Origin of the sequence: Paraburkholderia sp. BCC1876, assembly GCF_902833695.1 — a bacterium.
Classification (GTDB): Bacteria; Pseudomonadota; Gammaproteobacteria; order Burkholderiales; family Burkholderiaceae; genus Paraburkholderia.
On sequence record NZ_CADFGI010000004.1, the window covers coordinates 340,411 to 360,906 of the forward strand.

Below are 20,496 nucleotides of genomic sequence, written 5' to 3' on the forward strand. Positions count from 1 at the left end.
CCCGATGACTCATCGCGCCAAACGCGTAAGGCGCTCCCCGAACGCGCGTTGCGCTGATACCGGCATTTCAGTGACCATCTAGCGCTTCGAGCGCTTCCACATTTCTTTGTCGCGTTGAGCAGTCCGGATGCGCGGGTCGGGGTACTGCATGGTTTCGTCGTACGCACGCGTTACGTCGAATGGCATGCAGTAGTCGAACATAACGTTCCGAGCGATGCGGAGCGAAGCAAAGATACTGATATCTCTGACATGCTACGGCCCGAAAGCCACTGTTCCATGTGCCGCTCTGGCGAAAGCGTTGCTTCGCTAGACGCAAACAGCGTTGCAGTGGGCGCCCCACCAAGGATACACCGTGGTAGGCAAAGCCAATGGGCGAGGAACAACAATCGCTTCTCGACTAATGCAACTTAGCCTTGCGAGGCGGTCAACGTCTGGTCTGTCGGATGAGGAAGGGGTCCGGATTCAAACCGGCTTTGGACTAGGTTTCGAACTCAGCAAGTACCGCCCCTTTGGTCGACTCCAAGACGGAATTGAGACGGCGAATTACGGTGAAGGGCAGAATGGTGCGACCATACACCGATTGTTTGTAATCGCCGCGCAGAAGTTCAGATGCGGACCAGATGAAAGACTACAGGTATCGGTGATTCACAACGCGAATACCTCTTTTATCATCTCGGATGAGACCTGTTTTCGTGATTCAATCAGCGGTTGAAAAGAGGCGTAATTCAATAAATTAGAATTATCATCGACAGAATTGAAAAAATAGATTCCCTCGCTCTCTCCGCCTTCAACTATTTCGACGCACCGAACAAAATGGAAAAGCCGCACAAACACGTCGCCATTTAGGTCTTTCAATCTGTAGTACAGGTCATTGCTAATCAATGGTTTTGAAGACATTGCCGTTACTCGCTGGAATGGTGTGCTTGCCACACCCGTAAGAGAAAGCATGTCATTCTCATAGACCTGACCATTCCACTTTTGATTTATCGGTTTCACCAACTCCGCCTCGGAAAAAATTCCGTCCAAGTTCTCAGCCAAGTTTTCAAGAATTTTTTCATATTTATCTATATAGTCGCTCGATTGACTAGACGTCAATAATCCGTGGTGCGCAACCTCGTTGCGTATTTTTGTCGCCTTTTCTAATTCATCGATAACTGGATGGCCGGCCACCTGAGTAATGATGGATTTCAACATCGGTCTTGACATTTCTGTTGACCGTTCCATCGCCTTAACTAGCGTCTTAGGATAGGCTCCCATGGTTATCTTTTTTGGCACGGACCTGCCGTGTTTCAAAGTCTCCCTGCATGCAGCGAGCCCTAACTCTTCCAAGATAACGCCCAAGGCTATACTTAGCAATAAAGCTCCAAGGCATTCATAAAACGCCCTATACCCCTCTATAATTTCGCGCTTATTTGTCTCGCAAATTATTTTATGAAGGAGCGCAGCCAGAGGGTGCGGTAGCGTTTCGACTAGATAGCTCGTGGTCGTTCTGTATTCTTTGATTGACCGGCGAAGCATGTTGGTTCCGAGATTTTGCTGCCATTGCAGCAGCTCCAACCGGTCGATATTGCGCAGGAGCTGCTCTTTGCTGGCATAGAACTCCACGACCGCATTTTGTGAGTTAGCCGGCGGGCATTCGACCCATTGAGCGAGCGTGTCGCTATTCCAACCAGCCCCGCGACGGGATTTGTGAATGTCGCTCGCCGTTCGCTTATACTCCAATTGATGCCTCAAGAATTGAGGCGATATTAGGTTTCGCTCAATTCGATAGAAGCGATGTGCCTTGCTATTTCGACTGCCTTTCGAGAAATCTGCATCACCAGTGCTTCTATTTATCGAAAAATCCCATATCTCATTTTCGGAGCATTGCGTTACAAGAGTTGAGAGCGGAACAGCGTTTTCTCGTGCTTCCGATTCATTCAACGCAAAAGACCAAAAATCAAATCGACAACCGACTTGCTCACTTTCTTGAACTTGTACAGCAACGCCTTTCTGCGACAGCGCGGCAAAACGTGCATCAGCATCTACAGAAAGTGGTACCGAATGAGATATTGTTGCGCCGTGGCTTATCATTCGATAGTTCTTGTAAAGCATGTCCTGTTGACGACCGAAAAAAACATGTGCGCCCTCAACTTTTCCCTTATAAGAATCGCAGACGAATTCAATGTTTTTTTCAGAAAGGTATCGCACCTTACTCCCCGAGTGGCGTTGAAGAATCTCCCACTCCTTTGTCGCATCAATAAATATGATTTCTCTGCGTGGCAATTTCTTTTTTGTTGAAAGAAAAATCAGATAGGATGCGATACCTGTATTCATGAACAGACCTTCAGGCAACGCTACAATGCCTTCAAGTAAATCCTGTTCGAGAATCCATTTTCTTATTCTATTTTCGCCTGCTCCGATATCGCCAGTGAAAAGGACCGCACCGCTGACTACCATCCCGACGCGACTTCCTCCTTCGGCGGCACGTTTCATTTTGCTAATCATGTGCATGACGAAAAGGAAACTGGCATCCGAAACGCGCGGCAAAGCAGGCCCGAAGCGGCCATCGGAGCCCCCTTGTTCATGCTCCTGGCGGATAGCCTTCTCTATCTGCCGCCATTCCACACCGAATGGGGGATTTGAAAGGATGTAGTCAAATTTACGGTCGCTATGGCCGTCATTGGAGAGTGTATTTCCTAGGACGATGTTATCGACGTACTGTCCCTTTACGAGCATGTCGGCCTTACAGATGGCGTAAGACTCTTGATTCAACTCCTGCCCGAACATAGTAAGGGATACTGATGAGTTGTGTTGCGACAGGTACTCTCCCGCTGTTGAAAGCATGCCGCCTGTACCGGCCGTCGGGTCGTAGATGGTCCGCGCTGCGGCGTTACCGCGAGTCAGCATGCCTTCCTCGTCGAGGAACAGGAGTCGCACCATAAGTCCGACGACATCACGGGGCGTGAAATGCTCCCCTGCCGTCTCGTTTGAGACCTCTGCAAACTTCCGAATGAGCTCCTCGAACACCCGTCCCATCTGAGCGTCTTCGAGGACGCGGGAATCTAGGTCCATTTTCGCGAACTTATCGACAACTAGGTAGAGAAGATTGGCTCTAGCCAACCGCTCCACTTGGGTGGAGAAATCGAAGCTCTCGAAGATGTGCCGCACCGCAGGTGAAAACGCTTGGACGTACGCGTAGAGGTTCTGCCGGATAGAGTCCTCGTCGTCAAGCAGTGTGACGAGGTCGAGATGCGAGGTGTTGTAAAACGACAGCCCGGCTTCCTGTATGAGGAAGGGTTCCGGGTTCACGCCCGCCTTCGTCTTCGCTTCGAATTCGGCGAGAACAGCACTCTTGGTCGGCTTGAGCAAGCAGTCAAGACGTCTCAGCAGGGTGAACGGAAGAATGACCCGACCATATTCGGATTGCTTGTAGTCTCCTCGCAATAAGTCGGCGACGGACCAAATAATAGAAGACAGGGCCTGATGATTCATTCTTTGGAGCGGAGATTCGCTGCGGCTTACGAGTTATATGTACGCCGTCCCAAGGGGCAATTCCGGAGATGCTGTCCACGACGGCGCGGGTTGCCGGCGATTCTACATCCCGTTTGGCCTGCCAACGCAGGGAAATGCTCCCGTTACCAAGCCCCGTGTCGCGCACCGGAGGCGCTCGGCGATATGGCATATGGCATATGGCATATGCCATATGGCTCGGGTACGACGATTCCGAAATCCGTCTCCGGCGGCGAAGTTTGTTGTACTTCTTATCTAGGTGAGCGACCACGCCGAGACTCGTGTCACCAAATATTGGAGAACGGGTCTCGGGTCCGTAGCGTTGCCTAGGGGGAGCCATCGGCACTCCACTCTCCAGATGCGGTGCATACGCGATTGGTTCAGAGAAATGCCGTTCTCCGTCCGCGCTTTTTCGATTTCGATGACTTGGAGAGGCAGACCGTGCTTGCCGTCCATGACGAGCCCGCGCCGCGCAAGTGCGAGGAGGTGTCCCAGTAGTACGCGACGATGATGAACATGAAATCGTTCACGTATGGTTGCTTTTTTCAATGAAGCTGGGGGCGTACTTGCTGCCCGTCGAAAGGTGACAGCTCGCAAGTCGCAGTAGCCATTCAGCTTGAAAATCTCCCAACTATTGCCTACGTTGGTAAACCCAAGCCGGTGCAACGCCGGCACGCAGTACCAGGAATGAGCTTGCATTCGTCCTGTTGACCGTCCGCTCGGTCAGGCCCCCTATTTATGAGAGGGTATGACGCGGGAGCAGACGATGAAACTGGTCTGGCTGCGGGCGAATCCGGCGACGCGGATAGTAAGCCGTCTATTCAGTGTTCTGTCCCTGTTTGAGCTGGTGGAGCGCGATGGTCTCCACGCCCATGACACGCAGGCAGGCAATCAGGAAGGCTGCCGAGAACCGCCTGCGATTAATTTTGCGGTTGAGCTGGTCCGGCGACTCGTAGATGCCCAACCTCTCGAGCATCCGCGAAAGCTGTTTGTACCGGATGCCGCGGCGCATCATTTCTTCCTCTATCAGTCCCTTCGCTTCTTCTTCCCACTGCCCGTAGGGCTCAGCCGACAACCGACCGCGCTTGTGCGGCAGTCCTCCCATCGTTCCCCCTCGGCCTTGTTCGAGCATCTGCTTTTCTGGTGCCTGCATTTTCTCACGGGAATTTTCGGTCGTATACGACCGACCTCAATTCGGCATTTCTACACGTCCTTAGCAAACCATTTTTTTGCGAGGACAGAATGCTGACAATACCTTTACAAGCCAGTTCGCCGGCCCGACGGGCCGCAATGGCACCCTGGACGACCACGCACACGCGTAGCCGGCTGCAGGTTCCGGTTGGAGGTGCGAAATGAGAAGCGCACCGTCCTACGGCGCCCGCAGTCGCCGGAGCGCTGCGAACGCCGGCGTCCGGCTTACGGCGCGTACGTATGGCAAGGCCCGCATCGGCACGTATGCCGAGAAGGCCGACGGCCACATCACCGTCGACTCTGACGCGGAACGCCTGGTTGCGCACGTGCTGAGCGTCGACCCACGCGTGCGTTCCTTCAGGCAGCAACCGTTCACCGTCGACCTGGTCAGTGAACGGCTGCTGTTCACGCGTGAGGAACTGTCCGAAGCGCGCAAGGCGCGTGGTGGTCGCACGGGGGAGGTGGAGTACACGCCGGACTTTGCCACCGTTCAGGCCGACGGCCTCCAGCGCGCTTACGAGGTCAAGCTCGAAGGCTTCGAGGGCGATGGCCGGTACTGGGCCAAGGTCGAGCGGGCCAGGGAAATCATGGAGGCCTACTGCTATCCGCTTTCCACGGTGGTCGTGCCCGCAGATGAACGGCACCCTGTCGTCGTCAACGCGCAACTGTTGAAGCCGGCGATAGCGCGTGCCCGGGAATATCTCACGCTGGACATCATTGACCGGCTCGATGGCTATTGCGAATCGGGCCCGGTGCTTCAGCGCGCGCTGTGCGCTGACCTCCAGATTCCGACGGGCCTGATTCCTCCGCTGCTCGCCGCGGGCGTACTGCAGGCCGACCTCGCACATCACCACATTTCCGGTGCGCTGGAACTGTCGGCCGCGTATGGCGACCTGAGCCACCTCTATCTGATTGAGGAGCTGCGGCCATGATGTCCGACCTGCGCACCGGAGACAGGCTGGCTCTCTCCGGTAAACCGAACTGCTACTTCGAGGTAATGGACGGCCGTCTGCATGCTGGCTCCATCCGTCTCCTCGACGCCGAGAAATTCGAGGACCGGTATCACAAATACGACGACATCCGCGCCCGGATTTCGGAGGGCACTCTCGTCCTGCATCGAAAAGGACTGCCGCGGGTCAGCATTGCGGCCCAGTATGACAATCCGGAATTGCACGACCACATCCGCCTCCTGACCTATGTTCTACGGCGCATTGATGAAATCCGTGAGCAACGTGGCCTTTCGTTTAATGCAGCCATTCCTCTGGCCCGCGATGCCTATGCAAGGGAGCGGGTGGGTCAACTGCTCGTCAGTCCGTTTCCGTCGCGCGCAACCCTGTACAGGGCTCACAGAAATCAGCAGCTCGGCCTGCCAGTTCTCAGGGGTGACAAAAATAAAGGCAATTCGACGGCCAGGTACTCAAAGGACCTTGTCGAATTCGTCAAAGAAGTTATCGAGGACCAGTTCCTCGTCACGGAATCCAGGTGGACGGTCCTCGACCTGACGAGATACGTCAACCGTGAGGCTCGTCGCCGCGGCTTGCATGTTGCCAGGCACGCTATCAGCCGCAAGTTCGTGTGCGCCAGGATTAATGACCTGACCGTCGATGCTGAATACGACCGGATGGACCCGCTCGATAGGGTCGCGGGCAAATCGTTCGCGAAAAAGCGTATCCGAGCGGCGTTCCCGTTCGCCCGCATTGAGCAGGATGCAGTCCATCTGCCATTTGTCGTGCGCACGACCGATGGGACCGCCCGGACCATCTATCTGGTTCTCGCGATTGATGTCTGCACCGGGTATCCGGTGGGATGGCGACTCGTCATTGGTTCGCCGCGAGAGATGGATTCGCTGTTGTGCCTCGAGATGTATCTGACGCCCGCCAAGGCAGCCCGCTTCGCGGAGCTTGGCATCGCTTGCGCGCTGAACGTTTATGGCACGCCAGGACAGGTCATTTTTGACAATGGCCCGGAGACAAAAGGTGGACGGATTGTCCGCCTCGAGCGGTTAGGAATGGATGTCAAGCATTGCAAAGCAAAGGAAGCGCAAGGCAAACCATTCATTGAGCGGCTGAACAGGTCGCTCAAGGAGGCATTGCAGCTCCTCCCCGGCTGCACGCGCTTTGAAGGAAAGGATGGCAAGCGCGACCCTGAGGCGCTGGGCGACGAACTGCTGAGTGTCGAAGCACTCGAGAAGTGGATTGTCGGCTGGCTCTATAAATACTGGGTCAACACCCCGCTCGACCGTCTGCGCTGGGACGAACTCCTGGTCGATTCGGTCAGGGGAAAAACACCGCACGAGCGCCTGACCTACCAGCTTGTCGAGCTGGGACTACCCATCAGCCTGCCGCCACCGCGCCAGGAATGGATGGCAGCACTCTTCGAGAACAAGACGTGCACGTTGAGCGCCAAGACGGGCGTGACGGTCGAGCGTGGATTCAGATACACGGGCGAAGCTATGGCGTATCTGCTGGATAAGTACGGCGACCATGCGCGACTTCACGTGGTCTACAACCCCGACGATTTCCGTCAGGCGTACGTGTACGAGGGAGATGACCTTCCGCTTGTCACCCTGACACATCACCACGTTCGCCGGGACACACCGGCGTGGACCTTTGCTGAAGCCAAAGAGCGGTTCGATACGGGTATGGCCAACTGGACGGTCCCAGAGGAGAAGCTCCAATTCGAGACAGACATGGACGCGGCGGTCACTGGGAACCTGAAAGCAAGTAAGCACAAGACTCGCGGCAAGCGCGAGGAAAACAAGGAAACCGTGCGGCGCGCCAAGGAAAACTCAGCCGTCCAGCGGGCCATCGACCGGCCACTTTCGGAGGCAGCGCCGTTTGGGCCTGCACCTTCGACGAATCCGTCGTTGCCGGCGGAAAAATTTCAGCACGCCGTCATCTCATACGACGACGCACCATCAATGGAAGTCTTAGACAGAAAAACTGGAGAAAAACTGCTGTGACGCCAGCCCAACAACTGCGCAAAAAAATTGAGGGGTGCGAACTTACACATCCCATATTCATGGAGCATCTCACTGCGCTCAAACGGCGCATCGATGATGCTCTCGCTGGGTTCGCGCCCAAAATCGTTCGCGTTCCTGGTCCGAGTCGTGCTGGCAAATCCTCGCTCATCGCCAGGCTGTCTCGTGACTACCCCGCCAACCGCGTTGACGGACGGCGACATATACCCGTACTGGTTGTCAAGGTGCCGCCCTCCGCAACGGCCAAGCTGCTTCCGAAAAGTGTGCTGGCCGCGTTGGGCATCCAGGTTCCCCGCAGCATGACGGCGGGCGCAATGTTCGACCTGATGGTGGAGCAGCTTCGCCTGGCCGGCACACGCGTCGTGATTTTCGACGAGATATCACACCTCGTTGATGAAGGGTCACGGGTGCCTCCGCGCGCAGCAAGCGACTGGCTCAAGACCCTTTCGGACACGCTCGGCATGACGCTGATTCTCTTCGGCATTCCTCGACTCGAACGGCTTTTTTCGGCGAATGAACAACTGCGCAGCCGCGCTTGTCCTAGCCGTAACTTTTGGCCGTACGATGCAACCGACGCTGACCAGATGACCGCCTACGGCTCGTGCGTCGTCAATTACGCGCGCCTGTTCTCCGCAGCGGGCTACCCCATCAACGTACCCGCCCAGGTGCTCACGCACCAGAGCTATCTGCTCACCGGTGGCCTGATAGGCGTGCTCGCTGACTTCATGCGCGAGCTGGCCAGTTCGATGGCGACCGAAGCACCGCGCGCCATTACATACGCAGACTGCCAGAAGGCGATTGAATCCGTCAGCCATGCGGGGTCTCCGCACAGACTGGCTTTCCTGGATTCTGGCATCGACGGCGCGGACGTGGAGCCAGCGGCATTGAAACAGGCATACGTTCATGTCCTGACCAGTAACGCGGCGTCCGTACCAGTTCGTAAAAAATCAGGAGATAAACAATGAGCCTCGTTCTCACCTATGCACCGCGCGACGACGAGTCCGGGATGGGCTACTACCGACGCCTTGCCGCAGACAATGCGCTTTTCAGCTGGCGTGACCTCGCAAGCGCGGCGGGTGTCGAGCGCAGCCGCCGTGCGCTGCTGACGCGTACGGACGACGTAGCCCGTAACCTCGGCATGGAACCGGCATGGACCGAATTCACCCGTCAGCAGGAAAGTATCTGCCGGGATTGGGGGAGTCTGCACCGGGCGCAAGACGCCGTGTGTCCTGCGTGCCTGGCGGAATCGCCTTACCTGCGGCATCACTGGGAACACGCCTATGTCACGGTATGTCCGCAACATCGAATCCTGCTGGTCGACCAGTGCGACGCCTGCGGGAAGCACCTGTCGCCGGAGCGGCTCTACATCGGATTGTGCTCCTGCGGTCACGACCTGAGCCGCCTGCCACGTGTGCCGGCGACACGGGCACAGCAGTGGCTGTCGACGCTGATTGGGAGCAATGGGCAGCAGTCTGGCAGCATCGCGCCGCATCTGCGCGGCGTGGACATCAATGTGCTGGTGAAGGTCATCCGCACGCTCTGCCAATATGCGGACCCGACGCGTACTGGGTTGCCGCGCAGCGCGGCATTGCCGAAATTCATCAATGAAGCAGTCGAATTTCTCTCGCCGCTCGAACCGTTGCTTGCCGACTGGCCAGCGGGTTTCCGGAATCACGTTGAGCAGCGCATTGCCGCTGGTCGTAAGGATGCCCGCACGCTGAACACGTTGCTCGGCGACTGGTACATCGGTCTGCGCAAGCTCTGCCAGGGCACCTCGCTCGAACCTTTGCTCCCAATCATCATCGACATCGCTGCCCGGAAATCGGATTGTGTGCTGGGCCTGGATTCGGCCAAGGAGATGGCCGAGGATGCGACCGGATACATGCGCGCGCCGGATGCTGCAAAGGCTATCGGCGTCAGCGTCTCACGTCTGCTTAAATCAATAGAAGCCGGCGAGTGCGAACATCGTGCCCGACGCACTGGAACGCGCGGCCAGTTGTTCGAAATTCCACGCGTCGAGGTTGAGCGCATCCAGAGACAACGTGCCGGATGGATTTCGGACGCCGTTGCCTGCGAACTGGCGGGTGTTACACCCATCGTGCTCGAACGAATGAGAACGGCTGGCGTAATCCGGTCGGATACCCGCGGGCGCGAAGACCTGATGAAGGGCGGTCGGGTCGAGCGCCAATCCATCCTCGATTTGCATGAGCGTGTGGGGCGGTCGGTTCAACACGCTTCGGTGGCGGATGATTCGACGCTCACATGGGCGGAGCTGACCAGCCGGCGTATGGGTGACCGACGAGCTATCGAGAAACTGATGCAGGCCATCGCAAATGGCAAGGTGAAAGCCGTCGCGCGTGGGCGGACGCTGGGCGAGATGTCCTTCCTGCGGGCGGACGTGTCGCAATATTTCGGCACGCCGCTGCTCGAGGCTGGCATGTCAATTCAGCAGCTCGCCAAAGCGACCGGATGGAAATGGGAGTCTATCCAGAACTGGGTGGACAAAGGGTTGCTTGCGTCCGAACTGATTCAACGACGTGGCCAGCGTTGTCGCGTCGTGCTGCCGCAGCAGTTACTGGAGTTCCGGCAAGCCTATGTTCCGCTGGCCGACCTTGCGCGTGCCATGGATACGAGGTCGTCGGCGCTGTCCCGCTTGCTGCCCGATGTCGAACTGGTCGGTGCGAAACAGCTTCCTGACGGCGCCATTCGGGGCGCGCTGATTCGTATCGCCGACCTCGGCCGGCTGGCTGTTATCGGTGCGAGAGCGGGGCACGACCTTTTTGTGCCGGCATCGTTGACGCCATGAGAGGACGAGCGACACGTCGAACCACCTGCGTGTTCCGACCGGCGATGTCTGCGCCGTTCGGGACGTGGTGGGGCTCGCCCGCAGTGCCGCCAGGTCCATACGACAGAATCGGGGGTATGACTTTCCACCACCGCCCGGAGCCTGAGATGTTCACCTGGAAACGCGGCCCTACCTCCAAATTGCCGCAGCCTCCGTTATCTCAATGGCGCAAATTCGAGACGGACGATGGGAGCCAGCATTGTGTCGGCGCGCATATGTTTGACTCGTTGGGGTGCGTCAGCTCCCCGATAGTGACGTTCGACCAGGCCACCCGGCGTGGTACGACTCAGACTGGATGTATCTACGAGCCGGTCGGCAGGAAAGGCTCGTCATTGAACGTTGACTACGTCTGGATAGGGTGGTGCGAACTGTTCGAGGTCACAACGTACACCGACGTCAACGAACGTCTGCTTGATGGAGCTGATGATGACGACCCCACGTGAGCGCACGAAAGCCGTTACCGATACCCGAGAGCTGTTGCAGATGCTCGCATCTGCCCACGAGATAACCATCGGCGGCCTTCTCCAGACGGTGGCGCTAGGGTTGCTCAGGCACTACCCGCTCGACATCGACCTCGATGTGTCGGCCGCAGCGCTACCTGGAATTTGGGCCGCACCGGAACACCGGCGGGTTAGCTCAACAGTAGCCCCTGAACGTCCAGGAGGCATTCCCGGCCGGGGTGATGCTAACGATATTCGCACTCAGGGAGAAGATGATGACCAGACGACATGCGGTTCCTGACAATTTCCCGAGAGAACCAGCGCCAGGAGTGCTGCCGGGTGCGCAACCAAAGCTTATCGTGCGCGAAACGGACGGGCGGTATCACGCCGGTCTTACCGACGAAGAGCTGTGGACACGCTATGACGGGTGCGAGGACCTTGCCGGTCAGCTCGTGGAGTACGGGGTGCGAAAGATGTCGGCGTCTGGCCTGTCGCTGGACGATGCATTGAGGCGGGTCGACAAAGGCCTGCGAGCGAAGGTCGGCGCCGGCCAGTGGGATTTTTCTCCTGCCGAGATAACGTGGGTGATGAAGCGCACGCATGAGTTACTGTCGGCTGCTACCAGCGGTGCAGGTGTTCATCATGACCGTTGAAGAAGCAGCGAAATATCTCTTCGTCAGCCGCTCCCATATCCGCGCTCTTCTCGCGTCGGAGAAGCTGCTCGAAGTTTTGCCGAGAAACCCGTTCGGCGAGGTCGAAATCGAAATGGCTTCGGTACAGGCATACAGGGCGAGGATAGACGTCGCGCAGCGAGCCTGGATGGATGCGCAGACCGAGGAGAACGACCCGGTGGGGTCCAGGACGCACCGGCGACCTCCGCCCGAATGATTCCTGGCTCAGGATATCGCCACTGCCGCTATCTGGCTTTGGCGACATCTGGCGACTCACCACATGGTCAAAGCGAACACGAGCGCCACGTCATGGTTCAGCTATCCGACCGCCATCGAACCACCACAAGGAGGAAAGACATGAAGCGGCCCAACCCTTTTGCTGAATGGTTACTCCACTTCGCTTCATCGCAGAAGAACATCGACCGCGTCGCATTCTGGTTCGGTGGGACCGTCTCCATTCTGGCTGCTGCGCTCACCGTCGCAGTCATTGTCAAGCTGATGCTCAGATGAGCTATGCCGGGAACGACAGGGGAATCGATGGGTTCCCGAAATCTCTTTGCGACTGGGCCGCTTGACCACCGACGCCCGGCCGCCTCCTGCGCGACCATCGCCCGTCACTACAGAGGAGGGCATATGTTTTCGGAAAATAATCTGGACCTTGAGATTGCGCTTCGGAAGATTCACGAACTGTCTATGGGGGACGGCGATTTAGGATACGAATACTGGTGTGCAGTTGGACAGCTTCTACAGCGAGCAGCCGGCATGCAAGCCGAAATAGATTCGCTTGCAAAGGAGCTGAAACGATGTCGCGCGATGCTTGTTCGTGCCACTGGTTGAAGGTCATGTGCCACGCCGGACTTAGCGTGCGGATGCATGGACGCATATCCCCGTTATTGCCATCTAGCTCTGGATTGACGCGGAAAATTTCCAATGCGTCGTCATATTCGGTATCGCGCGCGCACTGTCCTCTGTAGCCAACGACAGCCAGTGCGAGCAATCATTCTGACGTCACTAATCGGCCGGTCATGCCACCCACGCGGAACGGACGACGTAGATATTCGTGCCGTCCCTGGAGAAATGATAGCTCGCGACCCGGCTGCATGCAGGTGTGTTCGGGTCCTTGAGCTTTTCTAGCGCGCGCACGAGGCTAGCCCTGAAATTACTCTTGTTGGGCCCGTATCCGCAGAGCTGGTGCAGCAGTTCTACCGGCAGCGGCTTCGGATGAGCGTGCCCCGCATAAAAGTTTGCGAGCCATCCTCGCAGTCCGTCATATCTCGCGGCGCCAATTTCGACAGCTGTCCACGCGCCCGGCCCGAACAGTTCCGCCACGGAAGTCGTGACCCGGAGCAAAAGCGCGTCGCTGCCTTTGAAACTCTCGACTGACTTCCCGTCGTCGTCGAACTTCACCGACATCAGATTTGGCACCTCGATGTTTATGCGCTCGTGGCGAAGGCGCACCTGGGCAAAGCTCAGGCGGAGCAGACTCGCCCGTATGGCCCTGTGCGCCTTGACGCTGTATCCATTTCCCATGCGACACGCGAACTCGTAGAACGTAGTTTGCTGATGCCGCGGACTCTCCTCAGGGCAAAGGGGCGCCTCGCGGTAGTATTCGAGGCAGGTCGAGTAGACCAGCCGGTCGAACTGACAAAGGCGGTGCCCGCTGAACATCATGGTCGTGTCTTTGAACGTGCCAATTTTCTCTTCAGCCACTAGACCGGTCGAGCCGCCCGCGAACAGGTTGGCGTTGTCGGCCTGTACGCCTCGCGTCGCCGCAAACAGGGCTGAACGGAGAAACGCGTTCGGCAGTGCCGACGACGTTGCGGACCAGCCCGGCAGATACACGTCCGGGCCCACGCGGGTGGCCTGTCGCCGCCGCGAATGGTGAATCTCGTTCGCCGTGGCATTCGCGGGAAGTTCGGCGACCGCCCGTTGCTCGAGCGCTTTCTTTTCCCGACGTTCAAGTCCGTCGGCGATGTCCTGAAGCTTCTTCGCCGCATCGAGTACAGTCATCTGCCGGTCGGTATCAGCAGTCAGTGCCGCGTCGGCCGTGAGATTTGCGAGCGTGCGCAGTTCAGCGACTTTGCCGCCGGGTTGCCTTGTCACCTGCGACCAGGTCATTTTGCAGCTCCGGGAACTGGAGGATGCCTTTCGTCATTGCCTCCGACAAGAGGAGCGCCAGAGATGCGGGGTTTGTCTAGTCTGGAAGGCATTCTCTGCAAATCGGGCAGGCGGCTCGGGCGACAAGTCGGGGAATGCGGGCAGCGCGAATCTGGTCTGGTCATGGCGAACGCATGCAGGTTGGTGATACCTGTGTATATGCGTGCAGGACGACCACCGCATCAAGAAAATGTGCCTTGCACCACTACCCTCCCAAATATCCCGGAAAATCAGGGCAGTTATTCGCCTCGGCCGCAGATTGCGCGACTTGTACTCCGCATCGGCGTGACTTGTACCGTGCATCGCCGGCACTTGTACCCCGCATCACCGCAACTTGTACTCCGCATGGCATTCCGCGTAGCCGACGCGAAGAATAGCCACTGAAGTCAGGAAATTATCGCCGGCCGCAGCATGGCCTAATATCTGTAGACCCTGTAATCGAGATAGCCGGACGAGTGCAGCCCTGGGCTGGCGAACTTCTTCGTCAGCTGACTTTCGGCGCTCTGGGGCGGCGCGGATACCTCCAGCCGAGTCGGCCTGCGTTGTTTAGTCGCGCGACATCGCCCGATGTTCGAGGAAAACTGCGATGCGACGCGCCTCCTGGTGAAGGCGAGCGACAGTCACCCGCCCTAGTCAGCAAGGCGTACCTCACGCGAGTCTCGTCTCACGCCTCCGTTCGATGACAACCGGACAGTCATCGCAAACGCCATCCGCTGCCAGAACGGAATTCAATCCTCGGTCGACGTCTTGCTGACCAGGGTGGGCGGTTCTACACCGCGCGTCTTGAGTTCCGCTACCGCCCGATGGCCGTGTCGCCTCGCGTTTCTGAACAACCCTCCAACCGTCCCGCCCTCACCACGCTTCGGGCGGACGACGCAACTTCCGCCTTCCGGTGAATGCCCGAATGCGCGTTTACAGGCCAGTCTCCGGCGCGCCGGTAAGCCTCAATGTGAATCGACGATTCGCATCAACGACGACTGCGAACGGACGGATACCTGGTCAGCACGCCCGCTCCCGCCGAAACTCCGGGAGCCAGCGCCGCGTCTACGATAGCCCGGGCCAACGAGGTACCGCTCGTAGATGACAGGCACCATCCGTTCTCTCTGTCCAGCGACTCCTTCTCGATGTGCATCAATAAGGGCGAATCAGCTCTGGTCGTTCGCGGCCGCGTTACCGCGCACGCATCCGAAGCTGGCAGATGCATCCATTTTCTCCGGGCGACTTCACGACAGTTTGGCGAGCAGCTTGATGAAGTTGCGCTTCGCGCGATACGCAGCCCGAATCTCCTCCAGTTCACTGGCGAACTCTGCACGTTCATCCAGCCGCGCCCGCAGCATGCCGATAGCCCGCACGATTTCGAACGCCTCGTCATACCTGGCGTTGCGCGTACCGCCCTCGGCAGCAACCGGCAGCAGCCGGTGATACAGGACGATGGCGTCGTGCGGATGAGTCTTGCCACGGACAGACGCCATTTCGGGCCATAGCCGTGTGGCGACCGGGCCGCCGGTAAACGTTGTCCATGCGATGTCGTTCTCCTTGCCGGCAAGAAAAATCCTGACCAGCTCGGTTCGCGTGCCGCGTTGCCAGACGGTGCGCTTCGATTTTGCGGTTGCTTCTTCTTCACTGACCAGCGCCCAGAGATGTTTGAGTGCACGCTCCCGGGTTTCTGCATGTCTGCCGGTGACTTTAGCGACCTCCATCAAAGCCGGAAATGCTTCAGCCGTCGGACGCATCTCGAAACGTCGCCACGCAAACGCATCGGCCTTCTCGAATTCGCTGCGCCGCAGATACGCGTCGATGCAAAAGTCGAGCAGGCGCTGGTCAAAGCTTTGGCCTGACTCCGTGATGCCGCGCTCGGCCCATGCGAGCCCTTCGTCCGGACGACCGTGCTTCACACAAAGCTCCGCAACCAGCAGAAACCGGTACGGGCCCGACAGGTCCTTCGAGCGAATGCGGATGAGCGCATCGACATCTCCGTCGAGTTCGGCCAGCGCCCCCATCGCATGTTCGAGCTGCATCCGCGGCGAGTCGTATGAGCGTCGATATTCCTTGCCCGGGGCGAGTATGGGCATCGCTTCCCATGCCTCGTTGACGAGTTCGCGATAGCGGCGCAACCCGCTCTTGCCCAGTGGCTCCGCGTACGCCGGCAGGACGTTGTAGAAGGTGTCCCACCGGCCTTCTGTCTGGAAGCGGAAGAGCCGCTCCGCAAGCTTCACCGGGTCGGGGCCAGTTACCTTGCAGGCATCGAGATGCACAGCGGCCAATTCGAGAATCGCCGGCATCACGTCGCCATTGGAGTCGTCAATCTGTTCGAGGCTCTTTTCCGCACTGGCAATCGCGAGCTCGGATAGCTCGACCACCTGCGCTGCGTGAGGTCCGGAAAGCCTTTGAAGCAGCATGTCGGCCAGCGACATCAGGCCGTCGCCGTATGCGCCAGACTCGCGCCAGTCCAGCGGGCGTGAAATGCGTGTCGCCTGCTTGACGGCGGCCTTCATGCCGGGAAGGTCGGAGGCCCCTGCCGCACGCGCAGCGAACAGCAGCTTGTCGCGCAGCGCAAGGTCCTGTTCGACGGCGTCCATCAACAACTCCTGAAGCGCGTCCCTGCCTAACGTCGCCACATATTCCCGAATGACTTCCTCGTAGGTCTTCCGCTTCTTGCGCGGCTTCCCCGGCGCCGGCGCATCGGCCTGAAACACCTCTTCACCGGAATTTTCGAGCCAGGAGAGCGCAACGGCAACAGCGTGCTTGCAGAAAACGCCATCGTCGCCTATGGGGCAGTTGCAGTCGTATGCGAGTTCGCCATTGTCGACGGCGAGTTCGACCCGGTACCTGTGCGTGCCGCGTACGGTCGCACGAACCTCTTCGTCGCGCTCATCCAGGCGGGAGACGACGCCATCGTGGAAATAGGCCTTGCCGCGCGCAAACGTCTTCGTGTCGGCCAGCGACTGGACTTCGGCAAGCGTGAGAACCTCGGAAAGCTTTGCAGACTTGGACATCGGGTGACTGGTGAAAGACGGGAAATGCCGCGACGGGCGGCGCACAGGCACGATGATACGGAAATGGGCAAGCGGGCGCCCGATTCGGAACGTGTGCGTAATGACCTGAATAACAACATCCTGCCCGGTTCGGCGCAGCTTTGCTTCAGCTTCCGGGCGGGCATTCTGACGGCCGAACAGTGAACGATGCAGCATCAAAGTTTCTTGTCCAACCATAAATTCTTTTGACCTGACTTCGGGACGTGCCGAACCTAAGCTATACCTGACGTATCTGGACCGAACACACTCAACGAACATGATTGAACTCACCGAAGAACAAATGGCCGCCCGGGAACTCCGGAACGCTGCCTACCATGAGGCGGCTCACAAAATGGTCTACGAACGATTCGGTGGTGCTGGTGACGCGGTCGTGTGGAGAAACGAAAGCGGGAACCCGGAGGAGACGGCGTGGCGCGGGCAGTTTCGTCCTCGCACCTGGTCCCGAGGAGTTGCGAACGATTGCTTTGGCGTCCGGGTTTTCCGTTCCTGACCTACCCGCGAACTGGAAGGCGCTCGTCGGCATCGCTGGCTTGGTGGCCGAGGAAATTCTGAGCGACGACACGGACGATGCCGGTGAAATTGCCGATGCCCTTCACCTCAAAATCTCGGATGGAGAGGCCTCGGCATCTGACCTCGCGACGATGGGCATCACGGACATCGATAGCTGTGAGCTGAGCTATGAGGTCGTCGAAGAGGTTGCGCGGATTTTGCGCGAAGGGTGGCAGGTCGTGCAACGAGAGGCCATTATCTGATTGGCTCGCCACCGGCTAGGTTCTCTTCTCGAGCCTTCGCCTCAAAGGGATGGCGCTCATCTCGCAGCGCGTCTTACGCGATGTGGACGGGCACCATGTCAGGGTTCAGCTAGAGGGCCGCGCTGAATTGCTGCTGGTCGAGAGAAATGGTTGCAATGATAGACTCGACCATGAACTGCATGATACTTCGGTAAGCGCGCCCGCTCCCGCCGGAACTATTCGAGCTAGAGGCCCATGTATGTGAGCCGGTACCCGAGGTACTGCTGTCAGCGACCGGTCATTATTTCGTCCAGCGCTTCCTCAATCGCGATGTACGTCGATAACGGCAGTTAGCTCTGGTGGTTCACCATATCGCGCTCGTCAGGCGTCTTGTGAAGCGCTTAGGCACCACTCCAAATCCTGCCTGCGGCTCGCTAGTTGAGCATCTCCTTGACCAGTCCATTGATGGAGCGGCCGTCGACCACATTCCCAGCATCACCGCGGCGAACTTCTGTGGCACGCTCCCCGAACAGGAATGGCAGATAGGAACTGTAGTCATCCGGCTTTATCGTCAGATTAAACGACCACCGCTTTTCTGCAAATTTAAGCATCGCCACCCCGCGCGCCGCGATGGCCGCGATGTTCCAAGTCCGAAAAACTTGCGCGACCTCCGTCTCGGAATGACTACCTACTTCGTAGTGTTCGACCTTGCACGGACTGTCGTCTTTCGTTCGGAAGGGCAAGTTCGATACCTTTGAATTATTTTTGATGGATAGCAACATAAGATTGCCCAGGGAGTGCACGACAGCGTTTTGTAGCGCCTTTGAGCGTCCATCGATAGGAATAGCTTTGTCCCAGTACCCATTGGCATCGGGTGTTTGGGGGAAAATGTGCTCGACCGTCTTGTCGAAACTGAACTCGTCCCAAGGCCATTTGAGTTTAATTGGCTTGTTGCCGGCTTCGCGGCGGGACTCCTCATACTCGAGCAACAGCAATTTGGTGAAGGCCCACTTGTAGTATCCAGTACCACGTAGGCGCATGCGTTCGGCGATTTCTTGCTCAACAGCGGCCGCTGAAAATTCTCCTTCCCAGTCGAAACGCTCATCGAGTCGACTGCCGTCGCTCCCGCTGTTGTTAATGTAGGCTTTCACATAATCTCGTACAAATGAGACGGCCTCACTGGCCGTCATGTCTGGCCCGCCGGACGTGACCCACAACCCGCCTTCGGTTCCGGACTCGGGGCGTAGCAGCCGGTGCGCGATAGTGTTCATATCCGCCCGCCCCAGGTGCGCAGGTCGCCCCGAAAGGGTTAGTACGATAACGATAAACCGCTCGATTTGTTGAAGAAGCGCTGCCACCGGTCGTAGCAAGGCCTCGTGCTCACTCGGCTGAGCTAGCGCCTGCGGCGTCTCGGCGCCCGCTCGTAGGTATGCAGCGAGTATGAGCGGCTTGAAATAGGCGTAGGTAATACGCTGCAACCGCGCGTGCTGTCTCTGGTGAATACGAGGCATGAGCTTCGGCTCGTGCATGTGCGACCACCAGACAGCAGCTTTTTCCAGATTGCGGATGTAGGTCGAAATTTGGTCGAGCGTCAGGTTGGCATTGTTCGCGGAGAAGGTTTGGTTGAACAGTACATTCTCCACCCAGTCAGCGTCGCGCTCTTCGCCGAAGTAACCAATGGCATGCGCTCGCAGAAACTCGTCGTCATGGTTCTGGGTGGCGGGGCTCCGACCAAGCGACTTGTAGATGCCCTTCCATGTAATGTGAATCTGTTCGCGTAACGTGTCCTCGCTTATGGCCGACGCTACCGACTCCGCGCCATTGCCCGCATCGTTAGCCGGCAAGAGGTTGGTGAGATAGATAAGGCGGTTCTTCAGCAACTCCAGCTTGGAGAGCTTTTTGCCACGATTATTCAATGTCTCGAACGCAACATGAATATCGAATTCCGGATGGGCGTCAAGCACGAACAGGCCGAATCGCTCAAGCATCACCTCCAGATATGCGCGTGCCGTCGCCGCATCAGGCAAGTCGGCGGCGCATTGGCGAAAAAACATCGACGCGTGCTTCAAATTGGCGGCGTAGCTTGAGCAATCCACCCCAAGACGGGGGGCGGCGCGCTCATCGTTCATTGTCCAAAAGTCGAAATGCGTCTGTAGTTCTTCATTGTTGGCAAAGCTGACCTCGAACTCGAGGGGCTGCGGCGGAACGTCTGCGGTTTCCTCTTGCGCGCCTCGATGGGCAAGAGCGCGCGCCAAAGTCATGGCGCTGATGACCCGTTGCTGACCATCCACGAGCTCAACCGAAGGCAACGCGGAGCCGTTCGGCGCCAGCTTGCGCAGAAGGACCACCCCGGTGAAGTGTTGCTTGGCTTGGGAACGCACGGTGACATGCAGGTCGCTCCACAGCGCCTGAAGTTGTACCTCGCCCCATGCATAGCCGCGCTGATAGTCAGGAATATGGAAACGATAAGCCGTGAGCAGGTTGCCCAGCTTCTGAAGTTCAGCAGAGGAGAATGCCACGTTGTTTTACCCCGTTTCTCGTTGTACCGACCGCTTGCTACCCGTGCCGTGCGCCGGGTTACCCCGGTCTTTGCACGCGACCATCAGCGGAGCATATGCTTCCTCGTTTTGCGACACAATAGTCGCAGGAACGACAGGTCTGGATGCAGTTGCGCCTCACCCAACCCTCCGACGGGGCCTCCGGCGCCGCAGGTCATCCCTCTTAATCCCTACTTGCCCCTAGCCTGCTGACGGAGACATCCCGACAAACGAACTAAATTCCGGCTGACGTTGGGCTTCCTCCGGCTCACCTCCCTCGCTTAACGCTGGGCCTAATGGCAACAGCGTTGCGCAATCTCTACAGCAGCACTGAGTTGCGAAGAGCGAAGTGCAGGATTTCTTTCATGACGTCCGGAGTTGCGGGGAACGTGGTATCAGGCCAGTGGCGAATGAATC

At 58.0% G+C, this 20,496-nt stretch carries 15 protein-coding genes and 1 pseudogene; 9 read left to right on the forward strand and 7 right to left on the reverse strand.

Annotation, left to right across the window (positions count from 1 at the left end):
• Window positions 1–78: 78 nt before the first annotated feature.
• From HWY05_RS16900 to HWY05_RS16910, 4 genes and pseudogenes are all read right to left on the reverse strand, one after another.
• A pseudogene (locus HWY05_RS16900) lies at window positions 79–204 on the reverse strand (MBL fold metallo-hydrolase); the annotation flags it as partial.
• Window positions 205–478: 274 nt separating this feature from the next.
• Window positions 479–622, reverse strand: a complete 144-nt coding sequence (locus tag HWY05_RS38335; RefSeq protein WP_279610427.1) for a type I restriction-modification system subunit M N-terminal domain-containing protein — start codon at window positions 620–622, stop codon at window positions 479–481.
• A gap of 23 nt (window positions 623–645) precedes the next feature.
• The gene (locus HWY05_RS16905) at window positions 646–3,474 is read right to left on the reverse strand and encodes a class I SAM-dependent DNA methyltransferase (RefSeq protein WP_176058990.1); all 2,829 of its coding nucleotides are present in this window, start codon (window positions 3,472–3,474) and stop codon (window positions 646–648) included.
• Window positions 3,475–4,309: 835 nt separating this feature from the next.
• Window positions 4,310–4,645, reverse strand: a complete 336-nt coding sequence (locus tag HWY05_RS16910; protein ID WP_244146625.1) for a DUF6471 domain-containing protein — start codon at window positions 4,643–4,645, stop codon at window positions 4,310–4,312.
• A gap of 199 nt (window positions 4,646–4,844) precedes the next feature.
• Between HWY05_RS16910 and HWY05_RS16915 the strand changes: the two genes are divergently transcribed.
• The 8 genes from HWY05_RS16915 (at window position 4,845) to HWY05_RS16950 (ending at window position 12,129) form a co-directional block, all read left to right on the forward strand.
• Window positions 4,845–5,615 (forward strand): hypothetical protein, encoded by a 771-nt coding sequence (locus tag HWY05_RS16915; RefSeq protein WP_176058991.1) that lies wholly within the window; start codon window positions 4,845–4,847, stop codon window positions 5,613–5,615.
• On the forward strand, window positions 5,612–7,645 hold the full coding sequence (locus HWY05_RS16920; RefSeq protein WP_176058992.1) for a transposase family protein: 2,034 nt from the start codon (window positions 5,612–5,614) through the stop codon (window positions 7,643–7,645). Before HWY05_RS16915 ends, HWY05_RS16920 begins: the two co-directional genes overlap by 4 nt.
• Window positions 7,642–8,628, forward strand: coding sequence for a TniB family NTP-binding protein (locus tag HWY05_RS16925; protein ID WP_244146626.1), 987 nt, complete (start codon window positions 7,642–7,644; stop codon window positions 8,626–8,628). The genes HWY05_RS16920 and HWY05_RS16925 overlap by 4 nt, the downstream gene beginning before the upstream one ends.
• The gene (locus HWY05_RS16930; RefSeq protein ID WP_176058993.1) at window positions 8,625–10,469 is read left to right on the forward strand and encodes a TniQ family protein; all 1,845 of its coding nucleotides are present in this window, start codon (window positions 8,625–8,627) and stop codon (window positions 10,467–10,469) included. The genes HWY05_RS16925 and HWY05_RS16930 overlap by 4 nt, the downstream gene beginning before the upstream one ends.
• 453 nt (window positions 10,470–10,922) lie before the next feature.
• Entirely contained in the window at window positions 10,923–11,249 is a 327-nt protein-coding gene (locus HWY05_RS16935; RefSeq protein WP_176059197.1) for a BPSL0761 family protein, read from the forward strand.
• Window positions 11,221–11,601 (forward strand): hypothetical protein, encoded by a 381-nt coding sequence (locus HWY05_RS16940; protein ID WP_244146627.1) that lies wholly within the window; start codon window positions 11,221–11,223, stop codon window positions 11,599–11,601. The genes HWY05_RS16935 and HWY05_RS16940 overlap by 29 nt, the downstream gene beginning before the upstream one ends.
• Window positions 11,591–11,836, forward strand: coding sequence for a hypothetical protein (locus HWY05_RS16945; RefSeq protein ID WP_176058994.1), 246 nt, complete (start codon window positions 11,591–11,593; stop codon window positions 11,834–11,836). The genes HWY05_RS16940 and HWY05_RS16945 overlap by 11 nt, the downstream gene beginning before the upstream one ends.
• 140 nt (window positions 11,837–11,976) lie before the next feature.
• Window positions 11,977–12,129 carry a hypothetical protein gene (locus tag HWY05_RS16950; RefSeq protein ID WP_176058995.1) on the forward strand — a complete coding sequence of 51 codons (153 nt, stop codon included), beginning with the start codon at window positions 11,977–11,979 and terminating at the stop codon, window positions 12,127–12,129.
• Window positions 12,130–12,642: 513 nt separating this feature from the next.
• On the opposite strand, the gene trfA is transcribed toward HWY05_RS16950, so the two are convergent.
• Window positions 12,643–13,737 carry a plasmid replication initiator TrfA gene (trfA, locus tag HWY05_RS16955; protein WP_176058996.1) on the reverse strand — a complete coding sequence of 365 codons (1,095 nt, stop codon included), beginning with the start codon at window positions 13,735–13,737 and terminating at the stop codon, window positions 12,643–12,645.
• A 1,262-nt stretch (window positions 13,738–14,999) separates the two neighbouring features.
• Window positions 15,000–16,772, reverse strand: coding sequence for a DUF6880 family protein (locus HWY05_RS16960; RefSeq protein WP_176059199.1), 1,773 nt, complete (start codon window positions 16,770–16,772; stop codon window positions 15,000–15,002).
• 389 nt (window positions 16,773–17,161) lie between these two features.
• On the opposite strand from HWY05_RS16960, the gene HWY05_RS16965 reads away from it, so the two are divergent.
• Window positions 17,162–17,563 carry a hypothetical protein gene (locus tag HWY05_RS16965; RefSeq protein WP_176058873.1) on the forward strand — a complete coding sequence of 134 codons (402 nt, stop codon included), beginning with the start codon at window positions 17,162–17,164 and terminating at the stop codon, window positions 17,561–17,563.
• A 413-nt stretch (window positions 17,564–17,976) separates the two neighbouring features.
• On the opposite strand, the gene HWY05_RS16970 is transcribed toward HWY05_RS16965, so the two are convergent.
• Complete coding sequence (locus tag HWY05_RS16970; protein WP_176058997.1) at window positions 17,977–20,061, reverse strand: DUF262 domain-containing protein; 2,085 nt, start codon at window positions 20,059–20,061, stop codon at window positions 17,977–17,979.
• Window positions 20,062–20,496 lie beyond the last annotated feature (435 nt).

Coding starts and splice junctions, on each gene's coding strand:
- HWY05_RS16945 (WP_176058994.1), top strand. CDS start 11,591: ATGACCGTTGAAGAAGCAGCGAAATATCTCTTCGTCAGCCGCTCCCAT.
- HWY05_RS16960 (WP_176059199.1), bottom strand. CDS start 16,772: ATGTCCAAGTCTGCAAAGCTTTCCGAGGTTCTCACGCTTGCCGAAGTC.
- HWY05_RS16910 (WP_244146625.1), bottom strand. CDS start 4,645: ATGCAGGCACCAGAAAAGCAGATGCTCGAACAAGGCCGAGGGGGAACG.
- trfA (WP_176058996.1), bottom strand. CDS start 13,737: ATGACCTGGTCGCAGGTGACAAGGCAACCCGGCGGCAAAGTCGCTGAA.
- HWY05_RS16930 (WP_176058993.1), top strand. CDS start 8,625: ATGAGCCTCGTTCTCACCTATGCACCGCGCGACGACGAGTCCGGGATG.
- HWY05_RS16905 (WP_176058990.1), bottom strand. CDS start 3,474: ATGAATCATCAGGCCCTGTCTTCTATTATTTGGTCCGTCGCCGACTTA.
- HWY05_RS16935 (WP_176059197.1), top strand. CDS start 10,923: ATGGAGCTGATGATGACGACCCCACGTGAGCGCACGAAAGCCGTTACC.
- HWY05_RS16920 (WP_176058992.1), top strand. CDS start 5,612: ATGATGTCCGACCTGCGCACCGGAGACAGGCTGGCTCTCTCCGGTAAA.
- HWY05_RS16915 (WP_176058991.1), top strand. CDS start 4,845: ATGAGAAGCGCACCGTCCTACGGCGCCCGCAGTCGCCGGAGCGCTGCG.
- HWY05_RS16940 (WP_244146627.1), top strand. CDS start 11,221: ATGATGACCAGACGACATGCGGTTCCTGACAATTTCCCGAGAGAACCA.
- HWY05_RS16950 (WP_176058995.1), top strand. CDS start 11,977: ATGAAGCGGCCCAACCCTTTTGCTGAATGGTTACTCCACTTCGCTTCA.